Source organism: Paenibacillus gallinarum (genome assembly GCF_014836635.1).
Lineage (GTDB): Bacteria > Bacillota > Bacilli > Paenibacillales > Paenibacillaceae > Paenibacillus > Paenibacillus gallinarum.
The window spans coordinates 116600-141016 of record NZ_JACSQL010000008.1; the positions used below are offsets into that span (position 1 = coordinate 116600).

The 24417-nt window shown below is 43.5% G+C and carries 21 protein-coding genes; 20 read left to right on the top strand and 1 reads right to left on the bottom strand.

Features of this window, described 5'->3' with window-relative positions:
* Nucleotide 1 precedes the first annotated feature (1 nt).
* The 11 genes from H9647_RS16810 to H9647_RS16860 all read left to right on the top strand — a co-directional run bounded on the left by H9647_RS16810 (nt 2) and on the right by H9647_RS16860 (nt 14820).
* Nucleotides 2–1414 (top strand): glycosyltransferase family 2 protein, encoded by a 1413-nt coding sequence (locus tag H9647_RS16810; protein WP_191802073.1) that lies wholly within the window; start codon nt 2–4, stop codon nt 1412–1414.
* A 135-nt stretch (nt 1415–1549) separates the two neighbouring features.
* On the top strand, nt 1550–2167 hold the full coding sequence (locus tag H9647_RS16815) for a DedA family protein (RefSeq protein WP_191802075.1): 618 nt from the start codon (nt 1550–1552) through the stop codon (nt 2165–2167).
* Nucleotides 2168–2320: 153 nt separating this feature from the next.
* The gene (locus H9647_RS16820; RefSeq protein WP_191802077.1) at nt 2321–3847 is read left to right on the top strand and encodes a helix-turn-helix domain-containing protein; all 1527 of its coding nucleotides are present in this window, start codon (nt 2321–2323) and stop codon (nt 3845–3847) included.
* Between the two features lie 43 nt (nt 3848–3890).
* A complete protein-coding gene (locus tag H9647_RS16825) occupies nt 3891–5714 on the top strand; it encodes a sensor histidine kinase (protein WP_225229362.1) in 1824 nt (607 codons plus the stop codon).
* Nucleotides 5704–7245 (top strand): response regulator, encoded by a 1542-nt coding sequence (locus H9647_RS16830; RefSeq protein ID WP_191802079.1) that lies wholly within the window; start codon nt 5704–5706, stop codon nt 7243–7245. Before H9647_RS16825 ends, H9647_RS16830 begins: the two co-directional genes overlap by 11 nt.
* Nucleotides 7246–7372: 127 nt before the next feature.
* Nucleotides 7373–9052 (top strand): ABC transporter substrate-binding protein, encoded by a 1680-nt coding sequence (locus H9647_RS16835; RefSeq protein ID WP_191802081.1) that lies wholly within the window; start codon nt 7373–7375, stop codon nt 9050–9052.
* A 140-nt stretch (nt 9053–9192) separates the two neighbouring features.
* Complete coding sequence (locus tag H9647_RS16840; RefSeq protein WP_191802083.1) at nt 9193–10158, top strand: ABC transporter permease; 966 nt, start codon at nt 9193–9195, stop codon at nt 10156–10158.
* Nucleotides 10155–11099: a carbohydrate ABC transporter permease gene (locus H9647_RS16845; protein WP_191802085.1), complete on the top strand. Its 945-nt coding sequence runs from the start codon at nt 10155–10157 to the stop codon at nt 11097–11099. Before H9647_RS16840 ends, H9647_RS16845 begins: the two co-directional genes overlap by 4 nt.
* Nucleotides 11100–12659: a glycoside hydrolase family 43 protein gene (locus tag H9647_RS16850; protein WP_191802087.1), complete on the top strand. Its 1560-nt coding sequence runs from the start codon at nt 11100–11102 to the stop codon at nt 12657–12659.
* 54 nt (nt 12660–12713) lie between these two features.
* Nucleotides 12714–13751: an endo-1,4-beta-xylanase gene (locus tag H9647_RS16855; RefSeq protein ID WP_191802089.1), complete on the top strand. Its 1038-nt coding sequence runs from the start codon at nt 12714–12716 to the stop codon at nt 13749–13751.
* A gap of 82 nt (nt 13752–13833) precedes the next feature.
* Nucleotides 13834–14820, top strand: coding sequence for a glycoside hydrolase family 43 protein (locus tag H9647_RS16860; RefSeq protein WP_191802318.1), 987 nt, complete (start codon nt 13834–13836; stop codon nt 14818–14820).
* A gap of 131 nt (nt 14821–14951) precedes the next feature.
* Here the strand turns inward: H9647_RS16860 and galU are convergent, their stop codons facing one another.
* Entirely contained in the window at nt 14952–15833 is an 882-nt protein-coding gene (gene galU, locus H9647_RS16865; RefSeq protein ID WP_191802091.1) for a UTP--glucose-1-phosphate uridylyltransferase GalU, read from the bottom strand.
* Between the two features lie 387 nt (nt 15834–16220).
* Between galU and H9647_RS16870 the strand changes: the two genes are divergently transcribed.
* The 9 genes from H9647_RS16870 to H9647_RS16910 all read left to right on the top strand — a co-directional run bounded on the left by H9647_RS16870 (nt 16221) and on the right by H9647_RS16910 (nt 24405).
* Nucleotides 16221–17855 carry a lactate permease LctP family transporter gene (locus H9647_RS16870; RefSeq protein WP_191802093.1) on the top strand — a complete coding sequence of 545 codons (1635 nt, stop codon included), beginning with the start codon at nt 16221–16223 and terminating at the stop codon, nt 17853–17855.
* A gap of 42 nt (nt 17856–17897) precedes the next feature.
* Nucleotides 17898–18851: an L-lactate dehydrogenase gene (locus H9647_RS16875; RefSeq protein WP_191802095.1), complete on the top strand. Its 954-nt coding sequence runs from the start codon at nt 17898–17900 to the stop codon at nt 18849–18851.
* Nucleotides 18852–18986: 135 nt separating this feature from the next.
* Entirely contained in the window at nt 18987–19274 is a 288-nt protein-coding gene (locus H9647_RS16880; protein ID WP_191802097.1) for a nucleoside-diphosphate sugar epimerase, read from the top strand.
* A 36-nt stretch (nt 19275–19310) separates the two neighbouring features.
* The gene (locus H9647_RS16885; protein ID WP_191802099.1) at nt 19311–19631 is read left to right on the top strand and encodes a restriction endonuclease subunit S; all 321 of its coding nucleotides are present in this window, start codon (nt 19311–19313) and stop codon (nt 19629–19631) included.
* A gap of 2 nt (nt 19632–19633) precedes the next feature.
* On the top strand, nt 19634–19927 hold the full coding sequence (locus H9647_RS16890; RefSeq protein WP_191802101.1) for a hypothetical protein: 294 nt from the start codon (nt 19634–19636) through the stop codon (nt 19925–19927).
* Nucleotides 19928–19942: 15 nt separating this feature from the next.
* Complete coding sequence (locus tag H9647_RS16895) at nt 19943–20281, top strand: hypothetical protein (protein ID WP_191802103.1); 339 nt, start codon at nt 19943–19945, stop codon at nt 20279–20281.
* Nucleotides 20282–20533: 252 nt separating this feature from the next.
* Entirely contained in the window at nt 20534–21601 is a 1068-nt protein-coding gene (locus tag H9647_RS16900) for a CgeB family protein (RefSeq protein ID WP_318245330.1), read from the top strand.
* A gap of 44 nt (nt 21602–21645) precedes the next feature.
* Entirely contained in the window at nt 21646–22797 is a 1152-nt protein-coding gene (locus H9647_RS16905; RefSeq protein WP_318245331.1) for a CgeB family protein, read from the top strand.
* 180 nt (nt 22798–22977) lie between these two features.
* On the top strand, nt 22978–24405 hold the full coding sequence (locus H9647_RS16910; protein ID WP_191802106.1) for a glycosyltransferase family 4 protein: 1428 nt from the start codon (nt 22978–22980) through the stop codon (nt 24403–24405).
* The last annotated feature ends 12 nt before the right edge of the window (nt 24406–24417 follow it).

A 24417-nucleotide genomic window follows, 5' to 3' on the forward strand; every position in this document is an offset into this window, starting at 1 on the left:
TATGAAAAAAACCTTCAGCAAGAAAGGGACCATCTCTAGAAAAAGGAAGCAAAAACAAGGAGGATCAGTCGCACAGCCATCCAACCCTGCTTATCAAGACGGATACCGGTTGGGCTATGAAGAGGGCTTAAATGCGGGGACAGTATCATACGGGAATTACATGGATGGAACCAGTATTGTTATTCCTACATTTAACCAGGTCGCTTATCTTAAAGAATGTATTAACAGCATAAAGGCAAACACCGACGTGCCATACGAGATTATTGTCGTGGACAATGCGTCAAGTGATGGCACAGCAGCTTATTTACGGAATCAAAAATCAGGGATACGCTATACAATTCTTGAAGAAAACCGCGGGTTTTCAGGGGGAATTAATTACGGGCTGATGATGGCACGAGGCAAATATATTGTCATGCTGAACAATGATACAGTGGTAACAAAAGGGTGGTTAACTCATATGCTCCATTGTTTACAGAGCGATGAGCAGATCGCAGCAGTGGGCCCTGTCACGAATTACATTGGTGGAGACCAGCAGATTGATGTGCCTTATCAGCGGATACAGGACATGTGGGCATTTGCGGAAAGATACAGTATCCCCGATCCTTCTCAGTGGCGGATAACAGACAGGCTTGTGGGATTCTGTCTATTGTTTCGGCGTGAGCTCATATCAGAAGTCGGCTATTTGGATGAAGGATATCGCATCGGAAACTATGAAGATGAAGATTGGAACATTCGTATTCACTTACTAAACCGAAAATTAGCTGTGGCGGGAGACAGTTTTATTCATCATTATGGCAGTGTAAGTATGAAGAAGCTTGCAGATCAGTTCGTTCAGACGAATGATCGTAATGCGAAGTTTTATGCAGACAAGTGGGGAAATCCCCATGATCTTGTTCAGAGTACAAAAGAAATACTGCGAACAGAAAACACTCCTGAAATAAATAAATATGCCTACCATCTCTACCCAAACTATCGCTGGATTCAGAGTGCAGCAGGGAGTCTATACTGGTTAGCTGATGGACAGAAACATCGGGTAAGCTATGGTGGAGAAGAGGCTGACTATCATCTGTTTCGAAAGAGGGCTGTCACTTTATCAAGACCGGAGCTTCGTCAGATTCCGACTGGGGTGGACATTACGGCAAGCTCTGAACAAGAGGTCGCTGGTATGATGAGGCTGCAAAACTACACTTTTGGCTTACCCGAAGGAAGTATCATCGCGGAGAACTCCCTGAATGAGAATTCGGAATTGTTTCAACTGTGTCAAGGAAAGCGAAGACCATTCGTGACCAGGTATGCTGCGGAGTGCTGGTTGAACGATACGGATATCATTCATATCCTTAGCAGCCAAATCATTCATACCTTACCGCTGGGACTGCCCTTAATTGCACCCTCTGTGATGTATCATTCACTATAGAACATGCGCAAGAACCTTCTGCTTATCTCTATGATTCTTTTGAGAGGCAGAAGGGTAAACTTGATTAAAGTTCTACATATGGATTACTATTTCTAGAAAAGAAAATACATTTATTTCTGTATATAAGGAGACTTCATGAATCTGATTGATGTAGTAGAAAGATTGTTCGATCAATACGGGTACTATGTATTACTTATTGGGCTGCCCTTAGATTTTATTGCTTTGCCCATTCCTCCGGGTAATAGTACGTTAACATATACGGGATATTTAGTATATCTAGGTCTGCTGCACTGGCTTCCTGCTTATTTATTTGCCCTGGCAGGTGCAATTCTAGGTGTTACGATTACATATAGCATTGGTTATCGGTTTGGAACTCCGCTTGTAGATCGGTTTGGAAAATGGCTGTCTATTCATCCTGAGTTCTTAGAGAAGACAAGGAAACGATATGATAAATATGGGGACAAGCTGTTGCTCTACGTCTTTTTTGTTCCTGGCGTGAGACAATTTATTGGCTATTTCATCGGTATTATTCGCCTCCCTTACCGTACAGTAGTAACGTACGCTTATGCAGGCACAGCCATCTGGGTCACTGTATTTTTCTCTATTGGTTACGTGTTTGGTGAACAGTGGAAGCAAGTGTTTCAGATCGTTGAACGTTCGCTGACCCGGACGCTTATTTTGCTTGGAGTCGTATTTGTACTGTATCAGCTCATTCGCTGGATCATTCGCCGATCGAATAAACGAAAATCATAGTCTAGGCAAATAAAACACTTGGATTTTTAGGTAATAATTGTAATTACGATGCGAAAATGTGATATATTACAATAAATATTGTTGTTTTAGCAAGTATTTACATTCGCTTTCGAACACCGTGCAAGCTGCATTCAAAGGAAGGAGGAAGCAAGTATGATGAATGTTTTATTGGTGGATGATGAGCCATGGGTGCTGGAGGGCTTGCGAACCATGGTGAATTGGGACAAATATGGATTTCAAATCTGCGGAGAGGTCGAGAACGGAAATGCTGCCTGGTCCTTAATTGAAGATCTTCAGCCGGATCTGGTGCTTACAGATATTCATATGCCTTCCCTGAGTGGTCTCGAACTGATTGACCGTTCTATGCAGGAGCTGGCTAAGCCGCCGAGATTCGTCATATTAAGCGGATATGATAGCTTTGAATATGCGAAAACAGCGCTTGAACAGCGTGTTGAGGATTACTTGCTTAAACCCATTGATGAAGTTGAGATTGAAAATGTTTTAGAACAGATCAGCCGTAAAATTCAGGAAGAGCAGGCTTTCGAGGATGTGCATCAGCGCGAGCATGCTTTGTATGTAAATAGCTTGTTCAATCGACTGCTCCAGGGCGAAGATTGCAGCATACTAAAAACGGAAGTAGAAGCGATGCTGCAAATGAAAGGCCATGAGAATATCGCCTGCCTTTTAATTGAGACGGATACTTATGAGGAAGACATAAAATCGCAGGTTCGTAGCCTAACGGGTGCTTATCGCGCGGAGCTCTTCACAGATGCGGAAGGAAGAGTAGGAGTATTCTCTGCGATGAAAGAACCATCCCAGGAGCGGATGGAGATGCTCGGAAGAGAACTCTATGAGCTATACTCCGGTCATACGCAAATGACGATGGCACTCGGACATCATCCAGGCGGAGTAGAGGCTACGAAGCAGGCCTACGAAAAAGCATTATTTGCACTTAAATGGAAGCGCTATCAAAGAGAAGATGGCATTATTCATTATGAGGATCTACCACCAAATGAGGGTATGACGAGTGTGAATCAAAAAGCGTTGACGACTCTGATGGAAACGATTATGTCCGGTGAACAGGGAAAATTGGAAAGAGCAGTGCAAGATTTGCTTACTAACTCTAATTCTGGGGTGCCTGTATCGGATATTGAATATGCCCGGGTTCAATTACTTGCACTCGAAATGGGTGTTCGTAAGCAGTTGAAGGAGCTGGATGGAGATGTGGATCACTTTATGCAGGACATGGAAAATACGCTGGGTCTTACTACCGGAATTAGCTCCTATTCTGCGTTTCGGAAATATGCGCTCGATTTAACTCAGAACGCTATGAAAATGCTGAAGGAGCTACGGAAAGAAAAGGAGTTTAGCACGATTTTTCATGTAGTGCAGTACGTTAATCAGGAGTTTCGAGAGAAATTGCAACTACAGGAGCTTGCACAAAAATTTCATATGAATGCTAACTATTTGGGGCAAGCATTCAAACAGCAGACCGGCAAGTCCTTTCGAGAGTATCTAAATGACAAACGAATGGAGGAAGCAAAGCGATTGTTGCGTCAGAGTCGTTTCAACATTGCTGAGGTTTCATTGAATTCAGGGTATCCCAATGTTGACTATTTTGTCAGTCAGTTCAAACGAATGACCGGGATGGCACCTTCTGCATATCGAAAGCAACGATGATGACGATTTGATAAGTAACAAATGGAGGATGGCGATAACAACCATGTTTAAGAAATTTCGATTTCGCGGCATCGTGAACGATATTCCTTTGAACTATAAGTTTATGCTGATCTATATTATTGGGATTTTGCTTCCCATCATCGTGAGTAATTCTCTGTTCATGGATCGGATGTCTGGGCTGATTAAGGAACGGGAAGAGCAAAATTTACAAATATCCCTGGAGCGGGCAAGAAAGGACATCCATACGATGATTGATGGCGGTGTTGCTGTCAGTCATGCCTTGATCACAGACAAGCTGTTGTCTGAATCCATGGACCGGCAGTACAACGGCCAATTAGATTTCTACAGGACGCTTGATGAGCAGCTTCGTCACCGAGTGACCTCTTATATTCCTGTAAATAACCAAATTCAGCGAATTGGTATTTACACGGACAATCCAACCATCGTGCCTGGCGGCGATTATTACTATCTGGATAGTTCGGTGCGTTTAAGCAACTGGTTTAAGGCTTGGGAAGCGGTGGGAGAACCTCTGCAAGTGGTCGCTTACCGCGATCAGGCAGCCAATGATCGGGCTACGACCTCGTCTTATTTTAGCGTTATTGAAAAAATGGACTATTACTATGCGGACAATGCTTATCAGAAGCTAGTGCGCATTGATTTTTACCTGAATCGGTTTTACGACGTGATCGCGAGAGAAGAAAGCTCGCTTGATCTGTATCTAGTCAACGCCCAAAATCAAATTATCGTGTCTGCAAATGACAAGTACCAGGGCGAGATGGGCAGCGATTATGCGTTGTTTGATACGAGCAAAACAATAGAGCAGGACTTACATATTGTTCCGATTGGCAATGCCAGCTATGTGAAGGGATGGAAACTGATTGGCGTGCCTCAGGAAACGCGTACGAAACAAGCGATGCTGTCCATGCAGCTTTATTTTGGCATGCTCGCAGGCATCATTACTTTGATTACCTCGATTTTCATATATATTATGCTGCGTTCGTATAATTACCGAGTGAAACGGCTATCCAGACATATGCAAAAGGTGGGGAATGAGAAATTTGATCTGATCAACATCGATGGTGGACAAGACGAGATCGGTGATTTGATCCGAAATTTCAATATGATGACCGCTCAGATCCATTCCTTGATTAACAATGTGTACAAGCTTGAAATTCAGCAACGAAGTTTAGAGGCTGAGCGTATTCGTGCTGAGCTTAATTTGTTGCAAAGCCAAATGAATCCCCATTTTTTATTTAATACATTGAATGCGCTGCTAGTGGTTAGTACCAAGAACAATTATGTGGATGTTAAGGACATTATCAAAGACCTGTCCAAGCTGCTTCGTCGTCTGTTGAATTGGAAGGATGATTTGGTCACCTTGGAGGAGGAAATGAGTTTTACAGTAATGTACCTGGGGATCGAGAAATTCCGTTTTCGGGACAAGTTTGAATATTATATTGAAATCAGTGAAGAGGCGCGGCGCTATAAAATACCAAAAATGAGTATTCAGCAATTGGCAGAAAATGCTTGCAAACATGGGATACAAGCCACTCCGGGACTTGGTTATGTGAAGATCCGAGCTGAAATCATGGGCGATTGCCTGCGTATCGTTGTATCTGATAATGGCAAGGGCATGGATAAAGAACGGCTGCAAGAGGTGATGTACCATATGCGGAGCAAAGAGGAAAGTGGAGGAAGTAACATTGGCATGCGGAACGTTTATCGCCGTCTCGAATTGTATTATGACGATAAAGTAAATTTTAGAATTGTGAGTAAATTGGGTGAAGGGACCGAGGTGTCCTTTGAAATTCCTCTACAGCTGCTTGAGAGTCAAGGTGGAGAAGGAGGCAGAGACAATGACATTTAAAGTGCTGCTGATTGATGATGAGCCATGGGCGCTCGAGGGCTTGCAGCTCTGGATTCCCTGGGAACAGCTTGGATTTGAAATATGCGGTGTCTGTGAGAATGGGGCAGAAGGACTTAAACGGATGGAGGAACGGAAGCCTGATCTCGTCATGGTCGATATCCATATGCCAGTTATGGATGGACTAGAAATGATCGAGGAGTGGCGGCGCAGAGGTAACGGGACGACTAAATTCATTATTATAACGGGGTACAGTGATTTCGACTATGCAAGAAAAGCACTTAAATTTCGAGTGTCCCGTTATTTGCTCAAACCTCTTGATGAGGATCAGGCAGTGTTCGAAATTCGTGCGGTAGTAAAGGAACTCATCAAGGAGCAGGAACAGCTTCATATTGGACAAGTCGTACAGAGAGAGCACGAGATTTTGTCGATAAAGGAGGCGCTCATGGGGAAAGAGTTATCCATAGAAGCGAATCAGGTTATAGAGTCTCTCTCCCCGTCCGCCGAAGAGTGGAATGTATGCCTGGTTCAGGTGCCCCAAGAGAACGCTGCCCGGTGGATCAGCCTTGCTGCAGATTTTCTAAACAAATGGGATACCGTTTATATGGTTCGTTTGCGAAATAATCTGGTTTCCATTGTATTCGGTGATGCTGCTGCTCATGAAACGAGTGAACCCATCAGAAAACAATTGGAAATAATGGCTCGCCGTCTGGCGAGCTTTCGTGCATTTATGGCTGCTGGTTCTGCCGTGCCTTCACTGACTCGTATTAGACATTCTCAAATAACGGCAGAAGAAGCGCTGTTGCATGCCTTTTATGAACAGGAAAATAGTTTTATTTTGGATTATGACAAGCTCAAGGATCAGAACTTTTCTAAGCATTATAACCAGCTGGAGATACTGGAGCGCATACTGGCAGCATTTCAGCTCATTGATCATGCGGCCTACCGATCTGTCGTCGAGTATATGCAGCAGACCTTCCTTCAAACACGGGTCCACCCGAATGAAGCTCAGAAATTTGTGATCTATCTTCTTCATGAAATACGGACGTATATGGATAAGCATATATCACAGAATTCAGGGACACTAAACCAATTGTTCGAAATTCCTAATCTGGATGAAGCTTCGCTGACCTTTGATGTGCTGATTGGCATGCTGTATTCGTGCGGCCGAGTCTGCTTTGAGCTTTTACTTAAGGAGAATCCAGCTGAAGCCCAAGGCATTGTGCAAGATATCAATGATTATATTCATGTGCATTTTCGTGAGGGATTGACCATTAAGATGCTGGCGGAACATTTCTTCCTGCATCCGGCCTACTTAGGGCAATTATTAATACGTAAAAATGGGATTGGATTTAATGAAATGCTTCATAATCTGCGGATTGAGGAAGCATGCCGTTTACTCCAGATGAATCAATACAAAAATAGTGAAATTTCAGAAAAGGTCGGATATTCAAGTTACCCTCTTTTTTTAAAGCAATTTGAGAAACGGATGGACATGTCACCTAATGATTACAAGAAAAATGTCCAAATATAAGAAAACCTGTACTTTTCTCGGAAAAAGCTATAATTCAGATATAGTTTCCATGACACGTTAAATCTATAATGAAATTACGTAATGTAAGGGCTTTCAACATGGCAAGACCAAAATTTGGAGGTGCTTTATGGGGGAAAGAAAAAAACCATTTTTTCGTGCGGGGGCAACATTGTTATTGTCACTGGGTGTAGTGCTAGCCGGCTGTTCAGGCGGCAGTGGGAATGATCCAGGCAGCGGAGAAGCAAATAAGGGAAGTGAGGTTGGAACTGATAATCCGATAGAAATCTCGGTATTCCTAAACGAGGCCGGACAACAGCCAACTGCAGACAACAAAATCTACAAAAAAATCAAGGAAGAGCTTGGTGTTACATTTAAATTCGAATTTCTAGCCGGTGACAAGAACCAGAAGCTCGGCGTTATGATTGCTGGTGGTGATTATCCAGACTTGATCTCTGCGGATACCAAGCTGACAGCGGCGGGTTCGGTAATTCCACTGGAAGATTTGATCGAGGAACACGCACCTAATTTAAAGAAACATTACGAGAAGTACTGGAATCAGATGAAGGACCCTAATGATGGACATATCTACTATCTGCCTAACTACGGGGCATATAACGGTGAAGTGTCTGATACTTATTACAGCGGACCTGCTTTCTGGGTTCAAAAAGAAGTGTTGAAGGAATTCGGATATCCAAAACTGAAGACACTCGATGAGTATTTTGACTTGATCGAGAAATATAAGGAGAAGTATCCAACCATTGACGGCAAGCCAACCATTGGTTTTGAAGTACTGAACTATGACTGGAAAAACTGGGGCTTGCTAAACGCACCACAGCATTTGATCGGTCATCCAAATGATGGCGGTGTGGTTGTAAATGATGGCAAGGCCGAGATTTTTGCGGATAAAGATTATGCTAAACAGTATTATCAAAAGCTCAATGAAATCAATGCCAAAGGCTTGCTAGATAAGGAAGCGTTTGCGCAAAACTATGATCAGTACATGGCTAAAATATCGAGTGGTGCGGTACTGGGCATGTTCGACCAGAAGTGGAACTTCGGCACAGCGGAAGATTCCTTAAAAACGCAAGACAAAATCGAACGAACTTATGTAGGTTTTCCGCTTGTATATGACAGCAGCACGAAGGACTATTATCGTGACCGCGCGGCACTGAATTTGAACAATGGTTTTGGCATTACTGTAAGTGCCAAGGATCCGGTGAAGATCATCAAAGTGCTTGATAAGCTGATGGAAGAAGAATGGCAGAAAACACTCACTTGGGGTGTTGAGGATGAGGACTATTACGTTAATGACGAAGGACGTTTCATGAAAACGGAAGAACAGCGCGATAATGCAACCGATGCTGCCTGGAAGCTGGCAAACAAAGCAGATGCTTTCTATGCAACTGCACCGAAGCTGGAAGGTTACTTCAGCGATGGGAACGCAACTTCGGCAAGCAATCAGCCAGAGGAATATCAAGCAAGCTTGAAACCTTTTGATAAGGAAGTTCTGGATGCTTATGGATATAACAGCTATGTGGACTTCTTTAGTGATCCACCTGAAAATCCGGTTTATTACCCAGCATGGTCTGTTGATCTGGTAGAAGGATCTCCCGCCAAGATTGCAAATACGAAGCTGACGGAAACGTCTACCAAGTATTTACCTAGAGCTATTCTGGCTAATCCATCCGAATTCGATAGTGTCTGGAATGAATACGTTTCTGAGATTCAAAAACTGGACGTTAAAGCTTATGAAGATCGCATTAATGAAGTATTGCAGTGGAGAATTGATAACTGGTCTGCGAAGTAAGGCTATTTCTATCGGGAAGGAAGGTATCCTTCCTTCCCGATTTTTTTTCGAAAAAGAATGTTTGATACGTTGTTATATGGAAGATTCGCTACTCTACGTTTTTCTTTTCATGACAAAGATGGATAGGGAGTTTGATATTTATGGAGGAAATTGTAGTGGGCACCAAGCCCCACAGCCCGAAGAAAAAACCGAAAAACAAGCGGCTGACCTGGGAAACGATTAAAGAACAGAAACAGCTCATATTCATGTCTGTTCCTCTGCTAGCATATATCATCACTTTTTCTTATGTACCTGTCTGGGGCTGGACGATGGCTTTTCAGGATTACAAACCTGCACGAAGCTTTTCGGATCAAACTTGGGTGGGATTTAAACATTTTAAATTTTTGTTTACAGATGACAACTTTCTACGCGTACTTCGCAATACGCTAGGAATGAGTATTATCAACTTAATACTAGGATTTGTAACTGCCATTATTTTGGCCCTTCTGCTTAATGAGATCAAAAAGGTTCTATGGAAGCGGACAGTGCAGACCATTTCCTATCTGCCTCACTTTTTATCTTGGATTATCGTTACTGGGATCGTAGCAACATCACTAGCTTCCGATGGAATTATCAATGATATTTTAATGAAACTGCATTTGATAGATCAGCCGATCCTGTGGCTGACGGAAGGAAAGTATTTCTGGGGAGTCGTCGCAGCCTCCCATGTTTGGAAAGAAGTAGGATGGAATACAATCATTTATTTGGCAGCCATTGCCTCTATTGATCCGGCGCTGTATGAAGCATCCGACATCGATGGAGCTAACCGCTATCAAAAAATGTGGAATATTACTTTGCCAGGAATCAAGCCTACGATTGTTATCCTGCTGATTATGTCTATCGGACATATTCTAGAAGCGGGCTTTGAGGTTCAATATTTGCTTGGCAACGGACTTGTTGTTGATTGGTCAGAAACGATTGATATCTTCGTGCTTAAATACGGGATTGCACAAGGCAACTATTCACTGGCTACTGCAGGCGGGATATTCAAATCTGTGGTCAGCATTACCATGTTGCTCTTTGCGAATTGGACCGCCAAGCGGCTTGGGGAAGAGAGGCTGTTATGATGAAAAAAACACCATTGTCTGGTTCAGCGGTAGTTTCTACACGCCGCTCGGGAAACGGAACCATCGAACCAATCCTGTTCAATACCTTCAATACCATTTTCATGATCATGTTGGTGACAGTGACACTGTATCCATTTTTGAACACGATCGTTGTTTCATTTAATGCAGGAAATGATACCATTCGGGGAGGATTATACTTATGGCCTCGTGAGTTCACCCTGCAGAATTACAAAGCAGTATTTGCTTCAGGTACCATTTATAACGCATTCCTAGTTTCTGTTGCACGTACCGTTTTATCCACAGTCTTGAATATTTTCTTGACTAGTATGCTGGCCTATACGCTGAGCCGGCGAGATTATGTCTTCCGTAAGCTGATTACTACGGTCTTTGTTCTCACGATGTATTTCAACGCAGGACTTATTCCAGGGTATTTCCTGATCAAAGACCTGCATCTAATTAATTCGTTCTGGGTGTATGTATTACCATCACTTATCAGTGCGTTTAACCTTATCGTTATTCGGACTTATATTTATACCATTCCTGAAGCCTTGATCGAATCAGCAAAAATCGACGGTGCGGGAGAATTCAAAATTTTCTGGAAAGTCATCTTTCCGTTATGTACACCCGTTCTTGCAACCATTGCCCTTTTTGTTGCGGTTGGCGCGTGGAATACTTGGTTTGATGCTTTTCTATACACGTCCTCTCGTCAAGAATTGAGCACACTCCAATATGAATTGATGAAACTTTTATCTTCCAGTATGAATGCCAACAGCAATCCTTCGGTTGCCAACGGTGTGGGAATGGAAAATGCAACCCAGGTGACGCCGATTTCCATCCGAGCTGCAGTTACAATTGTCGCTTCAGTGCCGATCCTGTTGGTTTACCCGTTCATGCAAAAATACTTTGTTGTTGGACTCAATGTAGGGAGTGTGAAGGAATAGATGAAGGATCAGCTACTTTCCAAAACGATCCGTTACACGAATCCAATCCTTCCTGGGTTCTATCCCGATCCTAGTATCGTGAAAGCAGAAGATTATTTTTATCTCATTTGCAGCTCCTTTGAATACTTCCCCGGCGTGCCGATTTTTCGGAGCCGGGATTTAATCCATTGGGAGCAGATAGGCAATGTACTGAATCGGTTCAGCCAGCTTGATTTAACCGGGCAAAAAAGTTCAGATGGGATCTATGCACCTGTACTTAGATATCATGAAGGCATTTTCTATATGATAACGACAGATGTGAGAGGCATCGGCAACTTTTATGTTACGGCAACGAACCCCGCGGGTCCTTGGTCCGACCCGATTCGCATTCCTTATGGAGGGATCGACCCATCGCTGTTTTTTGATGATGACGGCAAAGTGTATGTTACTGCTCAGCAAGGTGCCGATTACGACTCTCATGCCATTCAGTATGAGATCAATATTGCTACAGGAGAGGCACTCTCTGATCCGCAAATTGTTTGGTATGGAGATGGCGGTCCTTGGACGGAAGGTCCGCATTTATATAAGATCAACGGTTTGTATTACATGATGTCCGCTTCTGGAGGTACGGCCAAGGAACACCGTGAAATCATCGGTCGAAGTGAAAATCCGTATGGTCCGTTTGAACGCTACCCTGAGCCGATTCTAACTCATCGTGATCTGGATCATCCTATCCAGTATCTGGGTCATGCTGATCTGGTCGAAGATCATCAAGGCGACTGGTGGGCTGTATTCCTTGGTGTTCGATTGACAGATGGCGGATACAGCGTGCTTGGACGAGAAACGTTTCTCGCACCCGTCGTTTGGAAGGATGGTTGGCCGCACATCGACAACAATGAAGGGACAGTTAGCCTGGATATGTCAGTCCAGCGGGTAGAGATGACAGCACCTTCTATCTTAGCCAGGAATGAAGCAATCGTTGTTGGCCGGGAGGACTTTGACGCAGAGCTTGGGCCGCACTGGCTGTATGTACGCAATCCAACAGATGGAAAATGTACGGTTACGGAAAAACCAGGTTTCCTTACTTTGTATGGTCAGGAAGCAGGGCTTAATGATACCGGGCAGATCACATTTGTTGGCCGAAGACAGCAACATTTACATGCCAGCTTTACTGCTTGCATATCATTCGTGCCGGCTTTCGAAGGAGAAGAGGCTGGACTATGTATTCGCCGAGATGAGGATGCGCATTATGAAATTGGCATAAGACGGTCTGCAGGTCAGAATATTATTTTTGCCCGCCTGACGGAACGTGGAAAGTCCGAAATTGTGCATGAGAGCGAGGTAGAAACGGAGCAGCTATTACTCCGAATCGAATCGACAGAGAACGAATACACCCTAACTTGTTCGGAGGATGGACAGAACTGGTTACGTTTAGGTTCAGGTACAGCTCGTGCAATCTCTCCAGAGGCTTTTGTGCATAAAATGTGCTTTACCGGGGCAGTGGTCGGGCTATATGCTACCGGCAATGGCCAGGAAAGTCAGACACCTGCTCGCTTCGACTGGTTTGAGTATCTTATTTAATTTGCATTAATGCATGAGAGGGTGGGTTAGCAGCAAGACAAGAGGAGGGGAACCATGGAACCGATAAGAACAGAAGCTCCACTGAAGGAATTGTACAAGGACGCTTTCCAGATTGGAGCAGCAGTTAGTCCGAAAACGATTGTAACCCAAGGATCATTACTTGCATATCACTTCAACAGCTTAACCGCAGAAAATGTAATGAAATTTGAAATCTTACACCCGCAAGAAGATGTGTACTCGTTCGAAGACGCGGACGTTATAGCCGCATTTGCCAAAGAGCAGGGTATGGCACTGCGCGGTCACACACTCGTCTGGCATAACCAAACTCCGGACTGGCTGTTCGAGGATGGAAGAGGAGGACTAGTGCCACGTGATGTATTGTTTGCGCGATTGCAGGAGCATATTCAGACAGTCGTTGGCCGATATAAGGATGTCATTTACTCCTGGGATGTCGTGAACGAAGTCATTTCAGATGATGCAGGCGATGAAAACGCATTTTTGCGGCCATCGAAATGGCTGGATATTGCTGGAGAAGACTTCATTGCCAAAGCTTTCGAATTCGCCCATGAAGCAGATCCTCAGGCGCTTTTGTTCTATAACGATTACAATGAGTCCCATCCGCATAAGCGGGAGCGCATTTATCGTCTCGTTCGTTCCTTGTTAGATCAAGGTGTGCCGATTCATGGTGTTGGTTTACAGGCACATTGGAATCTATTTGATCCATCTCTGGATGATATTCGCGCTGCGATTGAACGGTATGCAGAGCTGGGCTTGCAGTTGCAGCTTACTGAACTGGATATGTCGGTATTTCGCTTCGAAGATAGGCGCACGGATCTTATTCAGCCTACGCAGGACATGCTGGAGTTACAAGCCGCAAGATATGAGTCTATTTTTCGCGTGCTTTATGAGTATCGTGAACATATCAGTGCCGTAACCTTCTGGGGAGCTGCTGACGATTATACCTGGCTTGATGATTTTCCGGTTAGAGGACGCAAAAACTGGCCTTTCCTATTTGATGAGGCTCATCATCCCAAGGAAGCTTATCAGCGAGTTGCCCGAATTCCTGATCTAAATATAAACAAGAGGAACTAATGCAATAACTTGAACCTATAGAACATCGATATAATAGAGCAATTCATTATACCTTTTGGAAGGAGTTATTTGGATGTCTACTATGCCTAAACAGCCGAAACCCCATGAACCTTTAGTTACTCATATTTATACTGCTGATCCGTCAGCTCATGTGTTCGAGGGTCGTATCTATATTTATCCTTCTCATGATTTGGATCACGACGGTCCAATTAATGACAATGGTGATCAATATAAGATGGAGGATTACCACGTTTTATCAATGGATGATCTGAATTCACCCGTGACTGACCACGGTGAGGCACTGCATGTGAAGGATGTCCCGTGGGCATCTTGTCAAATGTGGGCACCGGATGCCGCTTTCAAAAACGGGAAATATTATTTGTTTTTCCCTGCGCGGGATCATGAAGGTATCTTTCGTATCGGCGTAGCTACGTCATCGTCTCCGGCAGGTCCATTTAAGGCCGAGGAACAGTATATTCAGGGCAGTTTCAGTATTGATCCGGCTGTCTTTATTGACGAAGATGAACAGGCTTACATGCTCTTTGGCGGACTGTGGGGCGGGCAATTAGAGAAGTGGCAGACGGGAAGCTATGTGGAAGATGCAGAAGGCCCAGCTCCGGATGAGCCGGCGCTTGGTCCAAGAATAGCGAAGCTAAGTGAAGACATGCTCTCCATGACCTCAGAAGCGATGGAGATGGTTATCCTGGACCAGGAAGGACAGCCGCTGACCGCAGGTAATGAGGAATGCAGGTATTTTGAAGGACCATGGATGCACAAGTATAATGATAAGTATTATCTGTCCTACTCTACAGGTTCGACACACAAGCTGGTTTATGCGATCGGTGACAGTCCGATGGGACCTTTCACATATCAAGGCACCATTTTACCGCCTGTTATGGGCTGGACAACACATCATTCAATTGTGCAATTCCAGGAAAAATGGTATTTATTCTATCACGATTGTTCTCTTTCCGGCGGCGTTGATTACAAGCGTTGCGTCAAATTTGCGGAGCTTACGTACAATCCGGATGGGACAATTCGTATGATTGATCCTTATCCCGAGAAGTAAAGTAGATTTGAGGGGCTGGAACAGGATTGCTCTGGAACTGGAGCAGCAAGGCAGAAAAGCCAAAAAGGAGGATGTCTCATAACATGAGACTTCCTCCTTTTTAATTAAAACAAGTAATCTATCATTGTAATTTATCGATGTAAAGAGGTATTTTCAAGTTTGGTATGTAACATGCGTAATACTTCATCACGGTACTTAGGATTTGCTAAGGCAAATTCAATATTCGTATCGAGAAATCCTAGTATATCACCTACATCATATCGTTTACCTTCAAATTCGTAACCGTATACAGGCGTAATTTGATTTAATCGCTCAATCGCATCAGTTAACTGGATTTCACCGCCAAGACCAATGTGGTGATCTTCTAGCAGCGGGAAAATATCAGGTGTGAGTACATACCGACCGATAATTGCAAGATTGGAGGGAGAGGTTCCAGGTTTTGGTTTCTCGACAAAACGCAATGCAGAATAACTTCGTCCTCTTTTTCCAAGCGGCTCCATAATGCCATATTTGTGTGTATCTTCATCGGGTACCTGCATGACCCCCAGTACCGATGCACCAACCTTTTCATGCTCATCAATCAACTGTTTCAAGCAAGGTACAGGATTTACAACAATGTCATCGCCAAGTAGAACCGCAAATGGCTCATCTCCGACAAATTTTCGAGCACACCAAATTGCATGGCCAAGACCTTTTGGTTCCTTTTGCCGGATATAATGAATATTAGGCACAGTAGAGGAAGAGAGAACTTCTTCCAGAGCGAGGGATTTCCCTTTGTCAGCAAGCAGTTGTTCCAGTTCAAAAGCATGGTCGAAATGATCCTCGATTGCTCTTTTTCCCTTTCCGGTAACGATGATAATATCTTCGACTCCAGCAGCGATCGCTTCTTCGACAATATATTGAATGGTTGGTTTATTCAGAATCGGCATCATTTCTTTTGGCATGGCTTTTGTAGCGGGAAGAAATCGGGTTCCAAGTCCTGCAGCAGGAATTACTGCTTTTTTTACTGTCATGAATCTCATCACCTTCCTAGTTTATCTGCTTATGATCATCATATCAAGATTATGGAATAAAGTCACAGAGGGCGAATTTGATGGAATTATCTTCTTATTAATAGAAAAAGTTAGAAAATATTTCACTGGAATATAATGTATCTGATATATCGTGTGAAATAAATCACATACAAAATTGATAAGCATCGCTATAGTAAAAAACGCGGCCGGGCATTGTGACAATCATCATAAATGAAAATGAGCGGCTTTTTTTAATCGCTTTAAAGTGAAAGTTTTCACATACTTGGATTAGAAAGACAAGCATCTCTATTTTGTCGGCAATGTGAATAGGATAATCTAGCACGGCTCACAATATCTAAACAATTAGGATTAAGGAGTGGGATACAAGTGGGGGTTTGGAATCAAATCTACGACCCGATGGGCAATATATGGCTATCTGCTTTGGTGGCTGCCATACCCATCATATTCTTTATCGTGGCTTTAACGGTCTTTAAAATGAAAGGTTATGTAGCAGGAATTCTCAGCATCGTTGTTGCAGCATGCGTTGCTCTATTCTTCTATAAAATGCCTTTCGTTAAAGTGGTTGGTACTGGTTTCTATGGTGTACTTGCTGGTTTATGGCCAGTAGCTTCAATTGTACTTGCAGCAATTTTCTTGTACAAACTTACGGTAAAAACAGGAAAATTTGATATAATCAAGAATAGTATAGCAACAATTACCGAAGATCAGCGTTTACAAGTACTCCTTGTTGCTTTTTCCTTTGGTGCGTTCCTGGAAGGGGCAGCTGGCTTTGGTGCTCCTGTGGCGATTACAGCGGTAATCCTGATTGGTTTGGGATTCAAGCCTGTATACGCAGCTGGTCTTTGTCTTGTGGCTAACATTGCCGGAGGTTCTTATGGTGCGATGGGTATTCCTGTTACGACACCAGCTACGCTTACGGGACTTTCTGGACTTGATGTTGCAAGCCGAACATCGTATGTTATTCCGATTATCAGTTTAATGATTGCTTTTCTGTTGGTTTACTTAATTGATGGATTTAAAGGAATGAGACAAACTTGGCCAGCGATCCTGGTAAGCGGAGGTTCATTTGCCATCACTCAGTTTATTGTACTTAATACCCTGGGTGCTGAACTCGTAGATATTATCTCTGCCCTTGTCAGTCTGGTTGTGCTTGCACTCTTCCTGCGTGTATGGAAACCGAAAGAAATTTACCGTTTGGATAATGAGGAATCAGCGAAACAAACGAAACAAGCGGTTAAGAAAGAAACGTATAGTTTGGGACAAGTTGCTTTTGCTTGGTTACCATTTATTTTGCTAACGATTATGGTTATTTTGTTCTCACTGAAACCAGTTAAAGCGTTGTTCGCAGCAGGTGGACCGCTTAACAATCTGGTCTTCAGTTTCCCTATAAAAGGAGTTCACAACCAAATTCTGAGACAACCTCCGGTTGTTCCAGAAGAGACACCTTACGCTGCTGTATTTAATCTTGATTTATTCTCATCTACTACCACCGCAATTGTCATTGCAGCGCTTCTAACCATTCTGATTTATCGAATTAAAGGAAGCGTCATTAAAGAAGCAGCAGTAGAAACGTTTAAAGAATTGTACATCCCGATTATTACCATTTGTAGCGTGCTTGCATTTGCTTACATTTGTAACTATTCAGGTATGTCTTCAACACTCGGTCTTGCTTTTGCATCAACGGGCAGTATCTTCCCATTGTTCGCACCAATTCTGGGTTGGATTGGGGTATTCTTGACCGGTTCTGTTGTTAATAGCGGATCTCTATTTGCACCATTACAGGCTGTAACGGCAAATCAAATCGGCATTTTGCCAGAAGCCATGGTTGCAGCGAACGTAATGGGTGGTGCAATGGCTAAAATGATCTCGCCGCAATCCGTAGCAGTAGCTGCAGCGGCAGTAGGTCTTGCAGGTAAAGAGAATGAATTGTTTAAATTTACAATCAAGATCAGTGTAATTTTACTCGTAGTTGTTGGGATAATAAACTGGGCTCTTTATTAAGAACAAAAATTCAGCTTTTGAGATTGAAGGGAGATTATTATTATGGTAGGTAATAAAATTAATCGTGTTGTATTGGTAGGTACTGGAGCAGTAGGTTGCAGTTACGCTTACGCTATGATTAACCAAGGGATTGCTGAGGAACTCGTTCTTGTTGACGTAAATGCTGCTAAGGCTGAAGGCGAAGCAATGGACCTTAATCATGGTGTACCATTCGCACCTTCTCCAACTAAAGTTTGGAGCGGTTCTTATAAAGAATGCAAAGATGCTGACCTTGTGGTTATTACAGCAGGTTTGCCGCAAAAACCAGGTGAAACCCGTCTTGATCTTGTAGACAAAAATGCGAAGATCTTCAAAACGATTGTACGTGAAATCATGGACAGCGGATTTGATGGCATTTTCCTAATCGCTTCTAACCCGGTAGATATCCTTACTTATGTAACTTGGAAAGAGTCCGGATTGCCAAAAGAGCGTGTGCTTGGTTCTGGTACAACTCTCGATACAGCTCGTCTACGTTATATGGTGGGTGAATACCTGGAAGTGGATACACGTAACGTTCACGCAGCCATTATTGGTGAACATGGTGATACAGAATTTGCTGTATGGAGTCAAGCTTCCATCGGTATCGAATCCCTTGATAAAGTAATTGAGCGTCGCAATAACCCAGAAGACCGAGCAAAACTGGATGAAATTTTCGTCAACGTTCGTGATGCGGCATATCACATCATTGAACGTAAAGGTGCAACTTACTATGCAATTGGTATGGCACTCGCTCGTGTTACCAAAGCAATTCTTGGTAATGAGAACAGTATCCTAACCGTATCTTCGCTTCTTGAAGGACAATATGGACAAGAAGATCTATATATCGGTGTGCCAGCCGTTGTTAACCGCGGCGGTGTGCGTGAAGTCATCGAGATTGATCTGAACGAAGAAGAAAAAGCGAAATTCAATCACTCTGCAAAAGTACTCAAAGAATTGATCGCTAAAGTTTATAGCTAATCCCCTTATTATATATAGGAACTGAGTTCCCCGGCCCGGCATATGCTACTTAAGGCAAATGCTAAGGCCGGGGATTTTTTGTTCTTTCGGAAAATTAAATAACCGATCTCAAATTTTATAAGGAGGGGCCGGGACATGCAAAACAAATTAGATGAAATGCTTGCACATATGGCTCATGCTCATCAGCAAGTGGCCAGAGTACTCGATGCGGAACGAGAGGTCAATGTCCGTATGGCAGAACTCATGAATGAAATGCCAGATCTATTGCCTCATTTTACAGATGCTCAAGGCTTGCTGGATGGTTCTGGTTCTATAAATGCGGGCATTGTTGCTTATCTCAGCGGACTTGCTGATTTACAAGAAATGATGGCTGACTCCATTTCTCATTTGGTAAAGGAACTGGCAGTAGCTGATGAAGAATAAAATTACTTATATTTTAAAGGCAGGTGATCGTGGAAAATGAACAGAGAGAAATCACTGCTCCAAATGCTCGATGCTGCGGTCAAAGTTCAGTATAATATTTCCCTTATATTGGAGGCGAAGGCGATCGAAGCAGAGAAAATGAGAAACTGGTCCGTCAATCACTTAACCAGTGCCACCTATGACAGTCATGAGGATCAACTAACCGTCTCCCTTAAATTACAAGAGCAGTTAATTGAGCTGCTTGAGGGAATTAACCGAATGGAAGCAGGACTGAACAAGAATTTGAAAGCACTGCTTCATCAAAGTGAAGAGAGTGGTTTTGATCAAATGATGGACTACGATAGCGGTAAGGGATAGAGATGAATCTACTATCAAAAGAAAAAGAAGCGAAAATCGCATTTCTTGAATCCATGACAAGAAGTCAGCTAGCACTGTCACGGATGCTGACCATCATTGCCGATCGCTATGAGCTGATTAGCCCCACTGAGGACATTGTGCCTGAACATATCCTTCTTATTGAACGCTGTCGCCTGGAGATGGCAGAGATGGCCGGGATGATGAAGATCAATGCACTGAATAAGGGAACTCCTACGCCTCCATGGTATGCAAATCAGCTATTGTCATGCAAGCACGCATCCCAAGACTCAATTTAAACAGGAGGAATGATGATGAAAAGAAAAAAGTCTTCAAAAGCAGGGCCCTTAAAAAAAGGTGCTTCCAAAAAGGCAATTCATTCGGCGCCGAAATCAGTGAGACTTGCGAAGAAAAAAAAGAAGATGGCAGGGCGGAAGACCAAATCTCTGTTGAAAAAGAAAACCTCTTCGATAATCAAAAAAAAGAACCGAAAACGAAAGGTCTCACGAAAAACTACCGAGAGACGACACTCGCAAGCAAAAAAAACCGGACTCAAATCGTACAACAACGCTTACAACGAAGGGTTCAACGTCGGATTTGCCAAAGGGTTCGAAGATGGTCATGCACTCGCTTATCAAGGTGAAGAGATCTAAGCTCGTGAGGGCCGTCATCTTTGTCTGTCTTATGTAAACAGACGTGTAAGATGACGGCTTAGGCTCTATTTTCGGGAGGACAAGTCACTCGAATAGACTTGCCTATACATAATGCAACATAGACAAATGTCTGCCGTACAAACGCCAATTTTCGTAGGCTCTGGACACACGTCCATGATGCATTTGACCTTAGGGCATATAGTTAGAAGGACTACATGAACTAATGTACAAGAGAGATAGGGTGAGTGCGAGGTGAAACTTACAAGGAGGAAGCAAAGTTATCGTGATGGATATGCGGAAGGGATCCGGTTCGGTGGGTGTGAGGCAATCCTTCAGAGAGTAAAGAAGCCCGAATATATGGTCCACCACATGAAAGTACTTTATGTACCACAAGGTTTTGAAGCCATCGATGAAGGAGTCATTGCTGCTCTACAGACGGCTGTCTCGGAGTGTATCGTAGTGAATGCTGCTCATGTGAGAGAATATGCTGCGATCCATAGGCCGGATCTTGTGCTCGTTATGAATGGTCTTCATGTTTTTCCTGAGGATCACCTATCACAAATAGATGAGATTCGAGCATTGGGTATTCGTACGGCGATCTGGTTCGTAGATGATCCTTATTTTACAGAAGATACAGCAACCATTTGTCTGCACTACGATCTAGTGTTCACCCATGAAATTAGGGCGATACCATTCTATCGGGATCAGGGAGCTAAACATGTCCATCATGTTCCGCTCGGTGTAAACACATCCCTTTTCTCACCTCGTAAGACATCCTTAGATTATCAATATGATGTTTGCTTCATCGGCAATGGATTCTGGAATCGTATCTCTTTATTTGATGAACTAGCTCCTTTTCTGAGAAATAAACGTGTACTGATTGCAGGAGGACAGTGGGGCAGGCTGCAGAGGCAAGATTTACTCACTTCTTTTATCAAGCCGGACTGGATTCCTCCAGTGGAAACGGTAGATTACTATAACGGAGCAAAAATCGTGATTAATATGCATAGACCTCATGAATACGGGTTAGATAATCGGAACACTCATCAGATTACTGCAGGCTCTATTAATCCGAGAACGTATGAAATTAACGCCTGTGGAACACTGCAAATTACGGATATTAGAGAAGATCTATCGAATTACTACAGGCCCGGCTACGACATAGAGACTTATGAAAATGGTGCTGAGTTGCAGGATAAGATTGCATATTATCTTAGGAATGAAGAAGAAAGGCTAGCTGTTGCTTGGAGAAGTTTATATACAACACATGAGAATCATACCTTTCAGACGCGCATTCAAACGTTGCTGAGTTATGTGTAGACTATTCACTTCGTGAACAGACAAGAAGAAGGAGGGTGATCGTGGTGGCCATAAAGCGAGTAAAGGCTTCGAGAAAGAAAACAGTACGAGCAAGACCAAAGCGGTTACCGTATTCAGTAAATCCAGCGAATCAGAGTACATTTTTCCAAAGAGGTTATGAAGATGGATATCTGCGCGGCCGCGCTAATTTTATGATGAACCGAGCAGTAGAGCCTTTTCCTGTACGCCCTGTTCATGTTCTATATGTTTCTTCTGGCAAGGGGTTTCCTTATTCGCCGCTGGACGAAGCAATAAGAGGGACGTTGCGAGACTTGGTTACGACTCTTCATGTAGCAGAACCTCATGAACCCATTGCAGAAATGGCAGCCTTGCTGAAGCCTGATCTCGTGCTGGTCTTAGATGGAATGTACTTTCCGGTAGAACAGGTAGATGCCATTCGAAATCAAGGAATTAGAACCGCAGTCTGGCTGACAGATGATCCCTATTACACAGATCTAACGCTAAATATCGCTCCTCATTATGATTATGTATTCACACTTGAACTCAATTGCATCGAGCTATATGAGAGTCATGGATGTCCTGAGGTGCATTATTTACCTTTTGCTGCTTATCTCCCCCAGTTTCACCCGAATACGCTGCCTACCATTCATCGCAGAGATATCAGCTTCATTGGGTCAGGATATTGGAATCGTGTGAATTACTTCCATCCTCTTCTCCCCCGCATGATGTCGCATCAAACCGTATTCAACGGAATATGGTGGGATCGACTCCCTGACTTTGAAAAATATAAACACAAGATTGAACTGAATCGCTGGATGAGTCCAGAAGAGACAAAAGATGTGTACAACGGAACAAAGATTGTGCTCAACTTGCACCGTTCCCATGAAGATGACTCAGTAAATAATAACAGTCTTAAAATCCCCGCTTTATCACCCAATCCTCGTACTTTTGAAATTTCAGCTTGTGCAACCCTGCAGCTTACCGATGCCAGAGAAGATTTGGCCCGTTTTTATACACCTGGAGTAGAGATTGAAACGTACGAGACGGCTTCTGAGATGATGGACAAAATTGAATACTATCTTGCTAATGAAGATAAACGGAGAGACATTGCGCTGAGAGGCTTTGAACGCACTTGGAAAGAGCACTCATATCATCACCGCATTCACTCCTTGCTTCAGACGATATTCGGCTCTTAGCGAGCATGCTGTAAATTATGTGCGAATGATACGGTGCATATGTCGTGCCGTCATTTGCCGTATTTCATATATTGAGGTTAGAGCCATGATCCTTCAAACGCACAATCGAAGGAGGTGAACAACGCACATCCTTTCGCTGGCTATTGTGAGGTAAGTAAGCAGGAAGGTTGTACGCCCGAGATGACACGAAAGCCAAAATTAATGTTATTCAGTCATATCAGTCACAGCCAAAGTATTACGGGGGCAGAAAAGTTGTTGTTGCGCTTTTGCCAAGAAATGAGTCCTTACTTTCGCTGTGTACTCGTGGTCCCTAGTGAAGGATTGATCTCCTGGCTAGCTCGAAAGAATGGAATTCGGGTAAAAGTCCAGTCTTATGAACTGCTTCACACCATATACACCCCCTATGAGGGACTTAGGCATGAAGCAGATAGGTTAATGCATACCCCATCTTCCCACGCGGTGATCCATCTGCTGCAAAAAGAATCCCCCCAAATCGTACTCACGAATACTTGTGTGAATGCGGTACCTGCCATGGCAGCACGAATGCTTAATATCCCGGTGATTTGGAAAATTACCGAAACCATTACTATGAACGCGTATACTGCGGAATCCATAAAGATCATTGATGAGTTCAGCAACTGGGTAATCGGCATCTCGCAAACGGTCTTTGAACCCTTACAAGGCGGCAATATCTCCGCAAAATCCACCGTATTATCTCCAACATGGGATGATTCTTTTGCTGCTATTCATCAGTGGAACGATCTTCGAGCAACAAGACGCAGCATGATGGGACTATCCCCTGAACATTTCTGCATTGGTTATATTTCCACTTTTATATACGATGCCAAAGGGTTACTGCCTTTCGTACGAAGTGCTCTGTCTTTATGTGAATTACATCCCCATAGCAGGTTTTGGATTATAGGAAACCCGGTTGATGAAGTCTATTACAACCAATGTGTGAGAATGATTGCTGAATCGGGGTACCGTCATCAATTCATCTTTACTCCTTTTCTTGAACAAGTAAGCGAGGCGTACTGTGCAATGGATCTTACCGTCGTCCCGAGTATGGTCAAAGAAGGTTTTGGGATGACGGCACTGGAGAGTCTTTACTTTGGAACACCGGTTGTTGCCTTTGGGCAGGGAGGACTTCAGGAGATGATGGAGGCGGTCGGTAATTCTCATCTACTTGCTGAGCCGGGTAGTGTTGAGGAATTAGCAAGCAGGATGGCTGTCTGTATCCAAAACCCAGAGGAAACTGCACGTACGGGCGAACGAAGTAAATTAGCCGCAGAGCAGCGATACGGTACAGAAGCATATAAGACCCGCGCGGAAGAAATGATTCGTAACCTCATGAGCCGATTCCCGGATTGGTTCAATACACCCTCTGCTCGTATACGAACTCATGGGAAGAAGCGTAAACCGGCAAGAAGCAAGAAAAAGATTCTTCATCAACGAAAGAAAAAATCGACCTCTGCACGGCTGAGAAAAACCGTTAAAAAATCTAAAAATACAATGAAGATAAAGCCAATGAAGAAAAATAAAAGGAAACAAACACGTTCTGCCATGAAGCCTCTGAAGTCTCAGAAAAAACGGAAGATGACTTCATGAAAAAGGAGGGAT

What these genes read in the sequence shown, in the direction of transcription:
- H9647_RS16845 (WP_191802085.1), top strand. Translation starts at nt 10,155, where the DNA reads ATGATGAAAAAAACACCATTGTCTGGTTCAGCGGTAGTTTCTACACGC.
- H9647_RS16910 (WP_191802106.1), top strand. Translation starts at nt 22,978, where the DNA reads ATGACACGAAAGCCAAAATTAATGTTATTCAGTCATATCAGTCACAGC.
- H9647_RS16840 (WP_191802083.1), top strand. Translation starts at nt 9,193, where the DNA reads ATGGAGGAAATTGTAGTGGGCACCAAGCCCCACAGCCCGAAGAAAAAA.
- H9647_RS16825 (WP_225229362.1), top strand. Translation starts at nt 3,891, where the DNA reads ATGTTTAAGAAATTTCGATTTCGCGGCATCGTGAACGATATTCCTTTG.
- H9647_RS16855 (WP_191802089.1), top strand. Translation starts at nt 12,714, where the DNA reads ATGGAACCGATAAGAACAGAAGCTCCACTGAAGGAATTGTACAAGGAC.
- H9647_RS16875 (WP_191802095.1), top strand. Translation starts at nt 17,898, where the DNA reads ATGGTAGGTAATAAAATTAATCGTGTTGTATTGGTAGGTACTGGAGCA.
- H9647_RS16885 (WP_191802099.1), top strand. Translation starts at nt 19,311, where the DNA reads ATGAACAGAGAGAAATCACTGCTCCAAATGCTCGATGCTGCGGTCAAA.
- H9647_RS16850 (WP_191802087.1), top strand. Translation starts at nt 11,100, where the DNA reads ATGAAGGATCAGCTACTTTCCAAAACGATCCGTTACACGAATCCAATC.
- H9647_RS16815 (WP_191802075.1), top strand. Translation starts at nt 1,550, where the DNA reads ATGAATCTGATTGATGTAGTAGAAAGATTGTTCGATCAATACGGGTAC.
- H9647_RS16830 (WP_191802079.1), top strand. Translation starts at nt 5,704, where the DNA reads ATGACATTTAAAGTGCTGCTGATTGATGATGAGCCATGGGCGCTCGAG.
- H9647_RS16860 (WP_191802318.1), top strand. Translation starts at nt 13,834, where the DNA reads ATGCCTAAACAGCCGAAACCCCATGAACCTTTAGTTACTCATATTTAT.
- H9647_RS16890 (WP_191802101.1), top strand. Translation starts at nt 19,634, where the DNA reads ATGAATCTACTATCAAAAGAAAAAGAAGCGAAAATCGCATTTCTTGAA.
- H9647_RS16880 (WP_191802097.1), top strand. Translation starts at nt 18,987, where the DNA reads ATGCAAAACAAATTAGATGAAATGCTTGCACATATGGCTCATGCTCAT.
- H9647_RS16820 (WP_191802077.1), top strand. Translation starts at nt 2,321, where the DNA reads ATGATGAATGTTTTATTGGTGGATGATGAGCCATGGGTGCTGGAGGGC.
- galU (WP_191802091.1), bottom strand. Translation starts at nt 15,833, where the DNA reads ATGACAGTAAAAAAAGCAGTAATTCCTGCTGCAGGACTTGGAACCCGA.
- H9647_RS16810 (WP_191802073.1), top strand. Translation starts at nt 2, where the DNA reads ATGAAAAAAACCTTCAGCAAGAAAGGGACCATCTCTAGAAAAAGGAAG.
- H9647_RS16895 (WP_191802103.1), top strand. Translation starts at nt 19,943, where the DNA reads ATGAAAAGAAAAAAGTCTTCAAAAGCAGGGCCCTTAAAAAAAGGTGCT.
- H9647_RS16835 (WP_191802081.1), top strand. Translation starts at nt 7,373, where the DNA reads ATGGGGGAAAGAAAAAAACCATTTTTTCGTGCGGGGGCAACATTGTTA.